This window comes from Alteromonas sp. McT4-15, from assembly GCF_020515205.1.
Classification (GTDB): domain Bacteria; phylum Pseudomonadota; class Gammaproteobacteria; order Enterobacterales; family Alteromonadaceae; genus Alteromonas.
In genome coordinates this window covers 15,494-29,205 of record NZ_JAJALG010000043.1, presented here as the reverse complement: position 1 = coordinate 29,205, position 13,712 = coordinate 15,494, and the positions used below count along the sequence as shown (strand labels likewise).

The 13,712-nt window shown below is 49.4% G+C and carries 18 protein-coding genes; 3 read left to right on the top strand and 15 right to left on the bottom strand.

Going from position 1 to position 13,712, the window contains the following annotated elements:
• Positions 1-898 precede the first annotated feature (898 nt).
• The 3 genes from LHL20_RS18955 (at position 899) to LHL20_RS18945 (ending at position 2,868) form a co-directional block, all read left to right on the top strand.
• On the top strand, positions 899-1,318 hold the full coding sequence (locus LHL20_RS18955) for a hypothetical protein (protein WP_020745498.1): 420 nt from the start codon (positions 899-901) through the stop codon (positions 1,316-1,318).
• A gap of 313 nt (positions 1,319-1,631) precedes the next feature.
• Positions 1,632-2,213, top strand: coding sequence for a HupE/UreJ family protein (locus LHL20_RS18950; protein WP_105933846.1), 582 nt, complete (start codon positions 1,632-1,634; stop codon positions 2,211-2,213).
• A 256-nt stretch (positions 2,214-2,469) separates the two neighbouring features.
• Positions 2,470-2,868 carry a hypothetical protein gene (locus LHL20_RS18945; protein WP_146129513.1) on the top strand — a complete coding sequence of 133 codons (399 nt, stop codon included), beginning with the start codon at positions 2,470-2,472 and terminating at the stop codon, positions 2,866-2,868.
• A gap of 18 nt (positions 2,869-2,886) precedes the next feature.
• Here the strand turns inward: LHL20_RS18945 and hypE are convergent, their stop codons facing one another.
• The 15 genes from hypE to LHL20_RS18870 form a co-directional block, all read right to left on the bottom strand.
• Positions 2,887-3,933, bottom strand: a complete 1,047-nt coding sequence (gene hypE, locus LHL20_RS18940) for a hydrogenase expression/formation protein HypE (protein WP_020745495.1) — start codon at positions 3,931-3,933, stop codon at positions 2,887-2,889.
• A gap of 17 nt (positions 3,934-3,950) precedes the next feature.
• The gene (gene hypD / locus LHL20_RS18935) at positions 3,951-5,078 is read right to left on the bottom strand and encodes a hydrogenase formation protein HypD (protein WP_020745494.1); all 1,128 of its coding nucleotides are present in this window, start codon (positions 5,076-5,078) and stop codon (positions 3,951-3,953) included.
• Positions 5,078-5,782 carry a D-sedoheptulose-7-phosphate isomerase gene (locus LHL20_RS18930; RefSeq protein ID WP_020745493.1) on the bottom strand — a complete coding sequence of 235 codons (705 nt, stop codon included), beginning with the start codon at positions 5,780-5,782 and terminating at the stop codon, positions 5,078-5,080. The genes hypD and LHL20_RS18930 overlap by 1 nt, the downstream gene beginning before the upstream one ends.
• Positions 5,783-5,787: 5 nt before the next feature.
• Positions 5,788-6,069, bottom strand: a complete 282-nt coding sequence (locus LHL20_RS18925) for a HypC/HybG/HupF family hydrogenase formation chaperone (RefSeq protein ID WP_020745492.1) — start codon at positions 6,067-6,069, stop codon at positions 5,788-5,790.
• Between the two features lie 13 nt (positions 6,070-6,082).
• The gene (locus tag LHL20_RS18920; RefSeq protein WP_020745491.1) at positions 6,083-7,558 is read right to left on the bottom strand and encodes a sigma-54-dependent transcriptional regulator; all 1,476 of its coding nucleotides are present in this window, start codon (positions 7,556-7,558) and stop codon (positions 6,083-6,085) included.
• Positions 7,558-8,580 (bottom strand): hydrogenase nickel incorporation protein HypB, encoded by a 1,023-nt coding sequence (hypB, locus tag LHL20_RS18915; protein WP_071978383.1) that lies wholly within the window; start codon positions 8,578-8,580, stop codon positions 7,558-7,560. The genes LHL20_RS18920 and hypB overlap by 1 nt, the downstream gene beginning before the upstream one ends.
• A gap of 2 nt (positions 8,581-8,582) precedes the next feature.
• Positions 8,583-8,924 carry a hydrogenase maturation nickel metallochaperone HypA gene (gene hypA / locus LHL20_RS18910; RefSeq protein WP_020745489.1) on the bottom strand — a complete coding sequence of 114 codons (342 nt, stop codon included), beginning with the start codon at positions 8,922-8,924 and terminating at the stop codon, positions 8,583-8,585.
• On the bottom strand, positions 8,917-10,065 hold the full coding sequence (locus LHL20_RS18905; protein ID WP_105933848.1) for a nickel-dependent hydrogenase large subunit: 1,149 nt from the start codon (positions 10,063-10,065) through the stop codon (positions 8,917-8,919). The genes hypA and LHL20_RS18905 overlap by 8 nt, the downstream gene beginning before the upstream one ends.
• Positions 10,062-10,634 (bottom strand): [NiFe]-hydrogenase assembly chaperone HybE, encoded by a 573-nt coding sequence (gene hybE, locus LHL20_RS18900; RefSeq protein WP_071978381.1) that lies wholly within the window; start codon positions 10,632-10,634, stop codon positions 10,062-10,064. The genes LHL20_RS18905 and hybE overlap by 4 nt, the downstream gene beginning before the upstream one ends.
• A 2-nt stretch (positions 10,635-10,636) precedes the next feature.
• Positions 10,637-10,858, bottom strand: coding sequence for a rubredoxin (locus LHL20_RS18895; RefSeq protein ID WP_071978380.1), 222 nt, complete (start codon positions 10,856-10,858; stop codon positions 10,637-10,639).
• Between the two features lie 9 nt (positions 10,859-10,867).
• Positions 10,868-11,731, bottom strand: coding sequence for a hydrogenase expression/formation protein (locus LHL20_RS18890; protein ID WP_071978379.1), 864 nt, complete (start codon positions 11,729-11,731; stop codon positions 10,868-10,870).
• A gap of 9 nt (positions 11,732-11,740) precedes the next feature.
• Positions 11,741-12,172 (bottom strand): hydrogenase expression/formation protein HoxO, encoded by a 432-nt coding sequence (locus LHL20_RS18885; RefSeq protein WP_020745484.1) that lies wholly within the window; start codon positions 12,170-12,172, stop codon positions 11,741-11,743.
• Between the two features lie 19 nt (positions 12,173-12,191).
• Positions 12,192-12,488, bottom strand: a complete 297-nt coding sequence (locus LHL20_RS18880; RefSeq protein ID WP_319003253.1) for a HypC/HybG/HupF family hydrogenase formation chaperone — start codon at positions 12,486-12,488, stop codon at positions 12,192-12,194.
• 11 nt (positions 12,489-12,499) lie between these two features.
• Positions 12,500-13,126 (bottom strand): HyaD/HybD family hydrogenase maturation endopeptidase, encoded by a 627-nt coding sequence (locus tag LHL20_RS18875; protein ID WP_071981095.1) that lies wholly within the window; start codon positions 13,124-13,126, stop codon positions 12,500-12,502.
• Positions 13,127-13,324: 198 nt separating this feature from the next.
• A complete protein-coding gene (locus tag LHL20_RS18870; RefSeq protein ID WP_020745481.1) occupies positions 13,325-13,630 on the bottom strand; it encodes a HigA family addiction module antitoxin in 306 nt (101 codons plus the stop codon).
• Positions 13,631-13,712: the final 82 nt, after the last annotated feature.

Here is a 13,712-nt window from a genome sequence, read left to right as displayed (position 1 = left end):
ACTTCACTGATTCCTGAAAAGTACCCATTTGACACACGTGCAACTGGCCTTAAATACAGCTGACACAGTGGGTAGTACATAGCGTTAATATTTCTTATACTCCACCACCACAGTGAGTCGAACAGTGCTAAAGCACTACGCGCCATGCCCGGCGCACCACCATAAAAAAACGATGACCGAAGTCATCGTTTTCTCTGAATTTTGAGTTTCCTTCTCAGCGATCCCTTGCGACTAAAATCTTCCCGATTAAAATCCGTATACGCCCCTTTCCTTCTTTTCTCACATCATCCTGCGTGAGCTGTTCTTCCTGAACAGATCCCTTTCCATTATTCCTATATAAGCTGTACATCCTGCTACAGCATTCTCCATCCCGGAGTTGTCCTTTTAGGCCTTCCCGACCGGTCCTTTATCCTTAAACAGAGTTCCTTACCCTGTCTTACTCATCCTGAGCAATCCCAAGTTCGTCCGTGTGTCTTCCTGACTCGTCGTGTTTCCTTGTGACACGTTCATAGTACGCTTATAACTAAAGAACGCTAATCCACTGTCGGATATTTTTGCGTCAACTTTGCCGGCCAAAGCTGACAAAAATAAATTTAATTCATATTTTTCATTACGTTAAAAATGAAGCGACGTTTTTAGCACAGACAAGCATCCACCATATCTCACAGCTTTGTAAGATATTTCGTACAAGAAGAAAGGGAAATCGTCTTATCCTTTTGGCTAAGTTCCAAACATCGAAAATTTGCGTACTCAAAGAAACAGTCGGGGAGCTTTATAATCTGGGATTAAAAGATTGCATAGTCTGTCTGCAATTCGGTATAAGTATAGCTAAGTGTTGCAGTAGCGCCAGAGCAGGCCACTATTAACCCGCAGCCATGTATGAAAACGGACTTTATAAATGACCTCAGCCCATCCCCTCAATAAAGCAAAATTAGTGCATGGTATCCTGGCCGCTTTAAGTGTGGGCTTAATACTCTGGGTAGTGAGACAAGAAGTCAATCTGTTGCTGATGCTTGGTGTTTTTAACCTGGTTTGGATAGTGCAGTGGTACAAAACCATGCCCGACGCCACGGTAAAGGATCCGGTAAAGTATGTAACGTTTAACAACGGTCATATTCAGTTTGGCTCAACCTCAATTACGCTCCACAAAGTGACACGGGTGGCGTTAGAAACCACAAGGGAACATTGCTATTTTTCCCTCCCCTATAATCCAACAACACCGGGAAATCCGCCGGGCTTTGTTTTTCCCGCCAGCAAAGCAGTGGAGTTTAAACGCTATCTTCAGACAGAACTTGGTGATATTCATTTTATCCATTAGTGAGCTGCACCGTTAATAGATAAGTAATAACAGTCCTTTACGCTGCGCACAGGAAGTTGCCAATTGCCTGCTAACTGGCAAGCAAGTTACCAGTCACCCTGCTTTCGCTCGTTCGACACAAAAACAACAAAACAATTTAACTTCATAGACTTACGATAGTTTAATCGGTAAATTTTAGTTTGGCACCCGTTTTGCTAAATGTTGTTAATTAAAGAAATGCTAAAGCAGTAGCCATTACAATAAAGTTGTTGTTAAACATCTATACAGGCAACAACACATTAATAACTGTTCGATTTCGCAGTAAGGTAAAAACATGACACGTACACAAAAAATATCCAGCGGCCTTCTACTCACACTTGCTACCACCGCACCGGCCTTTGCGCATACCGGTCACGAGACGGTTCAGAATGCTTTTTTGGCTGGTTTGTCGCACCCCCTGATGGGTATTGATCACCTTATTGCCATGGTAGCAATGGGCTACTGGGCGTCAGGTTTTGCAGGTAAACAATGCAAGGCCATGCTTGCCGCATTTTTTGCATTATTGATTGGTGGTTTTTCATTAGGCTTAGCAGGTTTCAGCTTTTCGTTTATGGAAACGGGCATCGTCCTGACATCTGTAATCACCGGCTTACTTATTGCCACTCGTAAGAACGTAACTCAGGGCCTGGCGGTTAGCCTGGCTGCCTGTTTTGCAATGTTTCACGGTTTTGCCCATGGTCTCGAGACCGCCGGCTCCGTCCCTTATCTGTTTGCTTCAGGTTTCCTCGTTACCAGCGCCACACTGGTAGCGGCGGGCTTTGCTGTGTCGAAACTGGTCTCGCGTAGCATCCCTTCTGCAAACAGAGTTATTGGGCTGGTAATTGCAATGATGGGAGTATCGTTGTTTTCAATTTAGGTGACCCACACCAACTATTGAATGCCATGGGCGGGAGCCGATCTTAGGGTCGGCTCCTTTTTTGCGTTATTAACACCGATGGCTTCATATAATGTTGCGCTAACACATTATAAGCCAGCACAACCTTCACTAACTCAATTGCATATTACCGGAATGTTACCGTAAGCTATTAAGATTAAATAATATGTAAGGCATTCAGGGATGAGTGAGTCAGCTTTTTACTGTAAGCCCTTTCAAACCGTCTTGCGGTGCTGATATGAAAACAGAAAAAGAAATTCTCGCTGAATTTACAGCCCTTGTTTTTGAAAAGGGACAGCCATCAGCCATGGATATTTTTACCAAACAGAATCTGTTAAAAGGATCTTTAACTTCTGTAAGGCTGGCAGCTAACGACGCATTAGAACTGTCTGCTTTAATGCGCCAGGATGAACAGAACAAGTTGAATCTTAAAATGAAGGAGAGCGGTTTACCTTCTCTCACTACGATGCATAATAAGGCATTCAGAAACTTTCTTAAGATTGCCAATCGGGGCATCATCAAAAAAGAACAAGAGTACCAGCTGGTGCGCTCTGTATCAGAAACAACTATTTTAAGTTTGGAACAACAGTCCATTGCTTATAAATTGTTGGAGAGCTACGAACAAACGCACAGCTAACAAAAAATTATGTAAGCGCTAGCAGATCCGCGGCAGTTGCTCACCCACCAGCATATCCAGAATGCGCTCTCCGCCAAAGTGAGTTTTCACCAGCACGCGGTTATAGTTCGATTCAATGACTTCACCAATAATAGCTGAATCTTTACCGGCCGGGTGATTACGCATCGCCTCAAGCACCGCCTCAGCTTTATCGGCCGGGACTGCCGCAACGAGTTTACCTTCATTAGCAAAATACAGTGCATCGAGCCCCAGGATCTCGCAGACACCGCGCACGGTATCTCTTACCGGGATATGTTCTTCCTGCAAACGAATACTGACGGCGGATGACTCAGCGAATTCACATAAAACCGTAGCCACACCGCCCCGGGAGGCATCACGAATAGCGTGCACATCCGGACACGCTTTCAACATGGTTTGGACTAACTCATTTAACGCCTGGCAGTCGGTTTCCAGCGTCACATCGAGCGCCAGATCACCGCGGGCATTAAGTATTGCCGCGCCATGATCGCCTATCAGGCCATTAACAATAATTTTGTCGCCTACCCGGCAGTTAGACGCTGAAATATCAACGCCTTCAGGGATCACCCCTATGCCACTGGTATTGATAAAAATTTTATCGCCTTTGCCTTTCGGTACCACTTTGGTGTCGCCGGTGACGATGGTCACTCCGGCCTTATCAGCGGCGGCTTTCATTGACGCAACCACACGCCGCAGGAGCTCAACATCGAGCCCTTCTTCTAAAATCATACCGCAAGACAAATACTTTGGGATCGCGCCAGACACAGCAATATCATTTACCGTCCCGTTCACCGCCAGCGAGCCAATATCGCCGCCCGGAAATTCTACAGGGTCTACCACGTAAGAATCGGTGGTAAACGCCAATTGTGCGCCACTTTGCATTAGTTCAGCCAATTCAAACCGAGCCTGATCTTCCAGTTGCTCCAGGTCGGGATTAGCGAAGGTCCCCACAAATACATCTTCAATCAGATCGCGCATGGCCTTGCCGCCTGCGCCATGAGCCATGGTGATGGTTTTGGCCCGCAGGGTCCGTTTAGGTTTATTCATACTGCTTACTCGGTTAGTTAAACGGCTTGTTTTACGTCGATTTTGCCATAGCTGTAGTAGGCGGAACAGGCGCCCTCAGTCGATACCATCAACGCGCCAATAGGTGTTTCGGGGTTGCACTGCTCGCCAAACAATTTGCACTCCCAGGGCTTGAGAACCCCCTTGAGCACTTCGCCACACTGGCAGGCTTTAGGATCGGCCACGTGGGCAGGCTCTACGGCAAATAAGCGTTCAGCATCAAATCGGGCGTATTTTTCACGAATGCGCACCCCTGAATGGTCGATTGACCCCAGGCCCCGCCACTCAAAAAATTCGCGCAGCTCGAACACTTCACCAACGGCTTTCAGGGCGTTATTGTTACCCTGCTCGGGAACAATTCGTTTGTACTGATTTTCCACCAGCGCCTTGCCATCACGGATTTGCTCTACCACCATCAGCATGGACTGCAGAATATCCAGCGGCTCAAAACCGGCAATCACCAGCGGGCGTTTATAATGACTGGCAATAAAATCATAAGGCGCTTTACCAATCACCATCGATACATGACCGGGCCCTAAAAAGCCATCGATAACCATATCTGGTGAATCCAGAATCGCCTTGATGGTAGGAATGATGGTGATGTGGTTGCAGAACAGCGAGAAGTTTGTGATGCCTTCCCTATCCGCCTGTAGTAGCGTTAATGCCGTACTCGGCATAGTGGTTTCGAAACCCAACCCAAAAAACACCACGTTTTTATGCGGATTTTTACGGGCAATATCCAGTGCATCCATGGGGGAATAAACCATACGTACATCACAGCCATCAGAATTGGCCTGTTGCAGGCTTTTTTTCGAGCCTGGCACACGCATGGCATCACCAAAAGTGGTAAATATCACATCAGGTTGTTCAGCAATGGCAACGCAGTCGTCTACTCTTCCCATCGGCAGCACACAAACCGGGCAGCCAGGCCCATGTACCATTTCAATCTTATCGGGTAACAATTCTTCCAGTCCGTAGCGAAAAATAGAGTGCGTATGGCCTCCGCATACTTCCATTATTTGTAACGGGCGTTGGGCGGTGGTGGGGATTTCCTCTACCACGGCATGGATGCGTTCAAGCACTCGCCGGGCCATTTGAGGATCGCGAAACTCATCGACAAACTTCATTATTTCTTCTCCTGAGACAACCGGTTGTCAGCCAGCAGGCTGTGCACCAGATCCCATAAAATGTGATAGCAGGCCAGGTGACATTCCTGAATGCGGTGAATACTGTCGCTGGGTACGGTAATACAATCATCGGTGAGTTGTTGTCGTTGCAGCTCTCCACCGGTTCGGCCGGTAAAGGCAATCACGCTCAGATCCATGGCCCGGGCTTTTTTGCAGGCTTCGATTAAGTTGGCTGAGTTGCCACTGGTGGAGAACACCACCAGCGTATCACCGGGGCTGGCCAGCGCGGATAACTGCCGGGTGATGACATGTTCGGTACCCACATCATTACTCACTGCCGTCATCATCGCGGTATCCTGAGATAAGTTGATAGCTGGCAGCGCTTTGCGACCGGTAGTAACCGGGTGCATAAACTCTACAGCCAGATGCGCGGCATCACAGGAAGAACCGCCATTGCCTGCGGTTAACAATTTTCCCTGTTGTGCATAACTGTCCGCAATGCGTTTTGCAGCAGCCAGCAAGGTCTTGCTGTGGCGCTCAAAAAAAGCCTGCTTCACGGCGATACTGTCACGCGCTTTAGCCTGAACAGAGGCAACCAGGGCACTATCTAACTCGTCGTTATCATTAGGGTTAACAGCCGGAGCCTGGCCGGTAAAGGGGTACAATGCCGACAGAACTGACTGGTTATCGGTAGGCTCGCTCATCACCGTTATCCCTGCGCACCCTGCTGCATGGCGTCGAGTTCTTCCTGTAACTCACCAATCTCAGCAAGAATCTCCAGCGTTCGCCGGGCTTCTTCCTCATCGATAATGCTCATGGCAAAGCCCACATGCACCAGCGCCCAGCTACCCACTAAAGTTTGCAGGTTACCATCAGCAGGCACCACACAACTTAAGTTAGCTTCGCGTTTTACACCGGAAACCTGAACAATGCCGGTTTGCATGGCCTCATCGCTGATCGCGACAATCTGGCCGGGGATCCCTAAACACATACTGATATTCCCCTTAATGCTGTTTACTGGTTTCTGAGTCGCCGGATTTCTCAAGCTCGTAGCGTTCCAGCTTGGAACGCAATCCTACCCGCGATAAACCCAGTTCCAGTGACGCGCTGCTTTTATTCCAGCGATGGCGGATCAACGTCTCGCGCAGAATGCGTTTTTCCAGCAGCTCAACCTTTTCTTTTAGCGTGCCTTCAAGGCCAGCAAACATATCAATGTCTTCATCCTCTCCGCCAGGCGCCGCTCTTAAGACCCGCGGATTGAGCAGGTCTGCAGTTAGCCATTCGCCTTCACACATTACCAGCATGCGGCGTACCTCATTTTGTAATTCACGCACGTTACCCGGCCAGCTGTACCGTTTCATACAGGCGATGGCTTCTTCACTAAAACCTTTTACCGGCTTGTCGAATTGATGCATGGCGGTTTGTAAAAAGCTGTTTGCCAGTACCGGAATATCTATCGTACGGCGAGACAATGCCGGCAGCTCCAGGGTGACTTCGGCTAAACGAAAATACAGATCCTGCCTAAACCGGCCGGCGCGCACTTCTTCTTCGAGGTCTCGGTTGGTTGAAGCCACTACCCGCACATTGACCTTGCGGCGCTGTTGCTCGCCGAGGCGGCGAATTTCACGCTCTTGCAGAACCCGCAACAATTTAACCTGAAATGCCGGGCTGATCTCACCAATCTCATCCAGAAAAATAGTGCCGCCATCAGCCTGTTCAAACAGACCCACATGGTCGGTAATCGCGCCGGTAAACGATCCTTTTTTGTGGCCAAACAATTCAGATGCCAACAGTTCATCGGGCATGGCACCGCAGTTTTCTACCACAAACGGCCGGTCTGAACGCAAGCTGTTGTAATGCAGCGCCCTGGCAAAGAGTTCCTTACCCGCACCAGATGGGCCGGTGATCAGCACCGAGACATCATAAGGCGCAATTTTGCTGACCTGGTCACAGATTTTATTCAGCGGGCTTTGCGCATGGCGTTTTATCTCTTCAAGCTGAAAGCTATTACGCAGATGGGCTTTTTTCTCACTAACCTGCTGCTCGGCCTGCTCTTCGGTAAGACGCATCTCCATATTCAGCAGTGCATTCTCACTTTGTAAGGCGCACATCCGGCACGCACTGCGGATAATCATTAGCAGACTTTCCGGGTGCCAGGGTTTGGTGATGTACTGCAAAATACCTGCTTCGTTGAGGCCTTTGATAATGTCTTCTGAGTCGGTATAGCCAGACAAAATAAGCCGGGCGACCTGAGGCCAGCGATCCCGCACTTCGGTTAGCAATTCCACACCGGTACGATCCGGCATGCGCTGATCGCACAGGATCACCTGCACGTCATGGCTTCTCAGTAATTCCAGCGCCAGGTCGGCGCTATTGGCAGTTAATACGTCAAACTCTTCATCCAGAGTTCGCTCAAGAGTTTCAAGCGAACGGACTTCATCATCAACGCATAACAGAATAGGACGTTGAGATGTGGTCATTATAAGATTGCCTTAAACTGCTCTACCTGTTGTTGCAAAAGATAAATACGCGATTCAATGATGGCTGCCCGTTTGGTGTTGATCCAATCAAGCCACTCCTGCATGCCCTCGCCGCTTTTGGCTGACAGCTGAATAATACGGATTTCCGGATTGACCCGTTTGGCGTACTCAATGCATTTCTCGACATCAAAATCCAGATACGGCAGCAGGTCAGTTTTATTCAGGATCATCAATTCTGAAGCATGGAACATATCCGGATACTTCAGCGGTTTGTCTTCGCCTTCGGTGACCGAAAGAATCGACACTTTTGCCGCCTCGCCCAAATCAAACGAGGCCGGGCAAACCAGGTTACCGACATTCTCGATAAACAGCACGCCGCCGGTCATCCCGGAAAAGTTCTCCATGGCATGACCGACCATGTGCGCATCGAGGTGGCAACCTTTGCCGGTATTGATCTGAATAGCCTGAACGCCGGTTTCGCGGATGCGGTCTGCGTCATTGGCCGTTTGCTGATCGCCTTCAATTACGCCTACGGTGTAACGGTCTTTAATGCGGTTAATGGTTTCAGTCAGTAAGGTGGTTTTACCTGATCCCGGGCTGGAAACCAGATTGAGCACAAACAACGACTGTTGTTCAAAGCGTACCCGGTTTTGCGCGGCGTACTGGTTATTTTTACCCAGAATATCCTGCTCAATTTGCACCATTCGGCTTTGACTAAGGCCTGCCACATGGGCATGAGCAGGGCCTTTGCCGAAGTGAATGTTATCGCCATCACTTTCAATGCCGCTGTGGTCATGCTGGTCTTCATGACTGTGAGCGTGTGAATGGTCGTGACTATGTCCACCATGATGGTCGCCATGATGGTGATGATGATCATGGTCGTGATGATGATGCCCGTGGGCATGTGAATGATCATGACTATGCCCATGAATATGAGTGTGATCATGGCTATGCCCGTGGGCGTGTCCCTCATGCCCTTCTATTTTAACTTCACCTTCTGAACAACCGCAAACCGTACACATGTTTATGCCACCTCTAGTTCTTTTATTCTCATTTCTTCACCCTGCGTTATCTGTAAGTGATAACTGCCACAAACAGGGCAACTGTCATAGCGTTGCGTGACCGGGACGGTATCCAGACACTGCAAACAGAAGGCTTTTCCCGGCATTTTTATAATGTGCAGGCTGGCGCCTTCGGCCAGACTTCCTCTTATTACTGCATCGAAACAAAACGTTAGTGCGTCGGCTTCGATAGTGGCGAGCGGGCCAATCTCGACCCACACCGCTTTGACTTTTTCAAACGACTGGCTCACGGCCTGTTCTTCTAATACCTGCAGGATCCCTTCTGCAATAGACATCTCATGCATGGACTAACTCCAACTGCCACGACACACAAGGGTCGAGAAGTTTTATCAGGGTTTCCGCCACCGGGGTTACCTGATCCCAGGGTAAATATAGCCCTTCCAGCATGGTTTTGAGACTCCCCTGGGGATGAAAATTCCACTCAGTGGGGGCAATAATCTGGTATTTAGCTACGTGATTACGGTTATCCAGTTCAACTTTATGTAGCAGTGAACCTCTGGCCGTTTCGACTACAGAGCAGCCGCGCACGCCTGTACCCTCAGCCTGACTAAACTGATGCTGGCGGACTATTGATCTGAGCCTCATTGGCGCTGTGGTTATTTCACGGTAAAGCGAGCGCAGGCGACTTTCAATTAAAAATCCCCTGGCTTCAATATTTTGTCGAGCCCAACGGCCAGTCTCGGCCGGTGCTCCGTTAACGGTTGGCTGATGACAAAATTGTTCCGCTTCCGCAGCCTTTAACGATGTCAACACTACCGTCAGCTGTTGCGACTCAGTTAAGTTTAACGTTTTTGCGGCCAGTCCTAACGGGTATTTACCGCAGGCTTTCAACAACTGACATACCTGGGTTGATAATCCCATCGTTGCTAACGAGGATCCTGCCTGGTTGGCCGGTAATAATGGCTTAATAACCTCTTCCAGTTGCCGGGCCAATTGCTCTAGCGCCGGCTGACAACCCGCCTCACCGGATGTTGCCGAAGACAGGGTTAAACTCCAGTCAAGTTGCTTACGGCACTGATTAAACCAGTCCACCACATTACTCATTCTGGATTTATGTTGCGGCGCCCAGTTGGTCACCCAGCTAAACACTTGCTCCCGTAAAGACTCTGCAAATAATAGCGTATCCCGGGCTTGTTTGATGACTAACGTTTCGCTAATGCCAGCGGCGCTCTCTACGGCTCTGAGCGCGGCGATTAACTGCCCCATCCCGCAAATATAAAAGAGCGATGGCATCATCGCCAATACCCGATCAACCGGTTTTTCCCTGAACAGGCGGGTAACGGCAAACGGGCGGGTATTGTTTATCTCAACGGCTTTGATATGGTCACGGTTATAACAAATGGTTACTTGTATGCCGCCGGTAAGCGGATTAGTCGCTGTGTTATGCGCTTTACTTCCGGCAGCCAGTTCTGCAGCAATATTCATGGTCTGCTGTCCTCCCGCCGGGCGAAGTTGCCGGTTAAGAATGCCCGGCGACTCACCTGTGGCGTCTCATCATCGGCCACTTGCTGTGCACTCCCTGCATCACAGTCTTGTGCATCAAGCTCAGCGGCCTGGCGCATTTCGCTATGAACCGTATAGCTTTGATGTCGTTCTGAAGGCGCAACGTTTTCGGCATCAAACAACGCTGCCAACACTTCCTGCGCGGTTTCCATCGCTATGCTCTGTGATGAAAACTCAAACATCGGTGAAAACACCGAGCAGGTGGCAAAATCGCCACATTCTCCGGCATAAGCACGGATAAACTCGTATTGGCCGGAGGGCAATTTCTGACGAAATTTAGCACCAACCTGCTGAACGTTATGATGAGACGCCTCGCCCGGGAGCAACACAATATTCATACACCAGGGCGTAACGATAATGCCCAGCCAATTGTCTTCCCATGACAAAAATTCGGTCGCATCCACTGCGAGCTTATTATTGTATACCGGCAGGCCTGCCATTTTGCGGGCTACCGATTCATAGAAAGCGACAACTGCTGTACCGTTTGACACTGTTAGTCCTCTATCACCATAAACTGATCGCGGTCACCATCACATTCCGGACACCGCCAATGGTCAGGCAGGTCGACAAACGCCGTGCCTGGTGGAATTTGCCAGACCTCATCACCTTCCGCCGGGTCGTAAACATACCAGCATATCTTGCATTCCAGTCTGGCCTGCTTATCTATCCGGCTGGCGTCGCCTAAATAACTGCCTTCAAAACCCTGAAAACTCATTCTGCCTTCCTATACCAGTGCATCGCGAATTTCAGACAGACGGACCGCTGAATCGGCCAGATCCTCGGGGGCGGCGCAAGCCACTGCGGGTATTGCCACAATTTCCAGAGTGTCCAGGATTAGTTGGTCGGTACTGTTGTAATACTGCACTCGCCACAGGCCATCCACCTGAGTCGACGTGATCCGGCAGTTGCCGTATCCGCGGGACAAAATGGTGACACTGCCGGTACCGGTAGTTTCGGTCAGACTGTAGTGGTCTTCAGGCGAAAAAGGTAACAACGACAGGTTTATTACATGCGAAGCCATCCCTGGGTCGCGCTGGTAGTCAACTGAGGTATCCGCAATTTCTATCAATACTGAAGGCGCATTCAGTAGTCCTTCTGGCAGGCTGGCGATTCGGGCGGGTAAATCCACCTTAGTGGCAAATGCCTGGTCTTTCACACATTCGGGGATCTCTGCCACCTCAATAGCTTCTGCAGTCACGTTACCCTGCTCGTCAAAGGTACGTAAACGCCAGATACCGGCCATTACCGTTTCCTGAATTCTGACCGGCTTATCGCCATCGATCAGAACGCTCACCTCGCCTTCACCGAGGATTTGATTAAGCAGGTTTAAGTCTGCCTCTGGTAGCTCAGTAAGCGTCATAATGCTGCTCTGACCGTTTTCGTTGATCTGGCCAAGCATAAGCTGGATATCGGCGAGGATACTCATGGCCTGAGGGCAACGTTCCAGCTCACTTTCTTCCGGAAACGATGGCATATCATAGGTGTTCATTTCCGATGGCATCTTCATGTAATCAAGCACCATGTCGCCTTCTGACTGGCTGCCCGGCCCGATTGGGACATTGACGATGTTTATACTGTTATCACGCATGTTGTTCCCCTATTGTCCGCAACTTTTACTCACCGGATTAAACACTACCGGAATACCGATACCCGGATCAGGGCGGGGCTCCAGCGTCAGAATTCGATTGATTTCGTGTACGTAGTCATCCCAGTTTTGCACTTTGGTAATGGCGTCGAGATACTGGCCATGCTTAAGAAACACCAGTGCCGGCCACGCCATAAAGTTATAACGGCCGCGACAGGCGGTTTGAATATCTTCAGATACCACCGCCGGGGTAAGCTGAGGAAACTGTTTGATCAGCTCTGGCAGGATCACAGCTACATCCAGGCTTTCCGGAAAGCGTTTAGGATCTTCGGTTAAAAACAGTACACTAATTGGTGTCTGCTCTATGAAACCTTCAAAATTATCGTCATCGAGTAAAGGGTAACCTAACTCGTCGATAAGACGATTGATCAGCGGTGAGTTCATAGTGTTCTCTTATCTTGTGTTATTTTAAAAGCGGTTTTAAATGGTCTGGTAGCTCAGGCTCGCGCTCGACCAGATCTTTAAAGCAATCGTCGAGATCAACACTTTGCCCGCACATCACCCGTTCTATAGCGCTGACGGCCTCTTCCACCTGTTGTGCCCGCGCTTCAGTGAGCACTTCCCGGGCAGCGTCTAAAAAGACTAACAACCAATCACCTGGTACTACATCGCCCACCAGCGATATATCAATCCAGCGCTGCTCTGCGCCACGCTGACAGTAAGCCTTGTGGCTGTCGGTGTGAATTACCTGAAACGGCACGCCAATACACATTACTTGGTACTTTCCCCTACAGCACTGCCTATGACACGGCTATCACCGGTACGGCAGGCTGCCTGCTCATCCGGGCGGCCCTGCTCATACTCACTCAGGTTTAACTGACCCGGCGCCAGTGCCTGCGACGTCCCCGCGCTTCGTTGCGCAGAAATACCAAACTGCGTCAGGTAGGCCAGCGCAATGTCGATAGCGGGTTGCACCTGCGCCTTTACTTCTTCGCGCAAACTGCCGCCAAAATCTTCCAGCTCAACCGGCTGACACCCCACCAGCAACAAATCTGCCGGGTAATGACCGGTAAACTCGGCCATGGCTAACACTTCCTGAAAACCGGTCTGATGCAGACTCATCTGTTTAGCGCCCATAAATTTAGGCACTTCGTCGTTATAGATGGTTTTTAAGGTGCCTGGTGCAAGGCCGTAATCAATAGCGTCGAACACCACCAGCACATCGGCTTCCTGAACATGCTGTACCAGATAAATGCCCTGGGTACCGCCATCCATGATCTTTACGTTTTCGCCAAACTCGTAATTCTGGTTGAGCGCCTCAACACAGCGAACACCAAACCCCTCATCGGCCCATAACACATTGCCAATGCCCAAAATAAGTATTTGCTTTTCATTCAATCGACTTTGCACGGTGTAAAACTCAAACTCTCTGGCGCTTGCGCTAATTACATTTTATTTACATACATCAAGTTGCATGCCAACTTAGTAAAAAATCAGGAATCACCGTATGGCGGGGTGTCACGGGGGGCGTTACAAGTAACCACAATAATATAAAGGATATAGATATAACAACACTATTCACCAATTGGAAAGTTACTAACCACCCTCTTTAACAAATCGGCGGCTGGCATCGTACAGCTCCCAAAGCTGTTGTTTTTCCAACCAAAACATCGGCGTAGTCTGAAAGTGTCGGGCCAGTCTGATAGCGGTATCGGCAGAGATCGCACGTTGGCCTTTGATAATTTCGTGTACACGTCGGCGGGATATGCCTAACAGTCGCGCCAACTCAGACTGGCTGATATGCAGCGGTTTAAGATAACAACGCTCAAGAAATATACCGGGATGTTCAGGCTTGCGACTACTCAGGCAGTGGCTGCGAACATTGAGATTGAAGGCTGTCATCCGGTTGCTCAGAATAGTCATTAAAATGGGTTAAAGAAAAAGGGACGCAGGCGGGGTCAACAATTGCCTGCATCCCTCTGAG

Coding starts and splice junctions, on each gene's coding strand:
- LHL20_RS18955 (WP_020745498.1), top strand. CDS start 899: ATGACCTCAGCCCATCCCCTCAATAAAGCAAAATTAGTGCATGGTATC.
- LHL20_RS18950 (WP_105933846.1), top strand. CDS start 1,632: ATGACACGTACACAAAAAATATCCAGCGGCCTTCTACTCACACTTGCT.
- LHL20_RS18930 (WP_020745493.1), bottom strand. CDS start 5,782: ATGAGCGAGCCTACCGATAACCAGTCAGTTCTGTCGGCATTGTACCCC.
- LHL20_RS18890 (WP_071978379.1), bottom strand. CDS start 11,731: ATGCGTGATAACAGTATAAACATCGTCAATGTCCCAATCGGGCCGGGC.
- hypA (WP_020745489.1), bottom strand. CDS start 8,924: ATGCATGAGATGTCTATTGCAGAAGGGATCCTGCAGGTATTAGAAGAA.
- hypE (WP_020745495.1), bottom strand. CDS start 3,933: ATGAATAAACCTAAACGGACCCTGCGGGCCAAAACCATCACCATGGCT.
- LHL20_RS18925 (WP_020745492.1), bottom strand. CDS start 6,069: ATGTGTTTAGGGATCCCCGGCCAGATTGTCGCGATCAGCGATGAGGCC.
- LHL20_RS18920 (WP_020745491.1), bottom strand. CDS start 7,558: ATGACCACATCTCAACGTCCTATTCTGTTATGCGTTGATGATGAAGTC.
- LHL20_RS18945 (WP_146129513.1), top strand. CDS start 2,470: ATGAAAACAGAAAAAGAAATTCTCGCTGAATTTACAGCCCTTGTTTTT.
- LHL20_RS18905 (WP_105933848.1), bottom strand. CDS start 10,065: ATGAATATTGCTGCAGAACTGGCTGCCGGAAGTAAAGCGCATAACACA.
- LHL20_RS18870 (WP_020745481.1), bottom strand. CDS start 13,630: ATGACAGCCTTCAATCTCAATGTTCGCAGCCACTGCCTGAGTAGTCGC.
- LHL20_RS18885 (WP_020745484.1), bottom strand. CDS start 12,172: ATGAACTCACCGCTGATCAATCGTCTTATCGACGAGTTAGGTTACCCT.
- hypD (WP_020745494.1), bottom strand. CDS start 5,078: ATGAAGTTTGTCGATGAGTTTCGCGATCCTCAAATGGCCCGGCGAGTG.
- LHL20_RS18895 (WP_071978380.1), bottom strand. CDS start 10,858: ATGAGTTTTCAGGGTTTTGAAGGCAGTTATTTAGGCGACGCCAGCCGG.
- hypB (WP_071978383.1), bottom strand. CDS start 8,580: ATGTGTACGGTTTGCGGTTGTTCAGAAGGTGAAGTTAAAATAGAAGGG.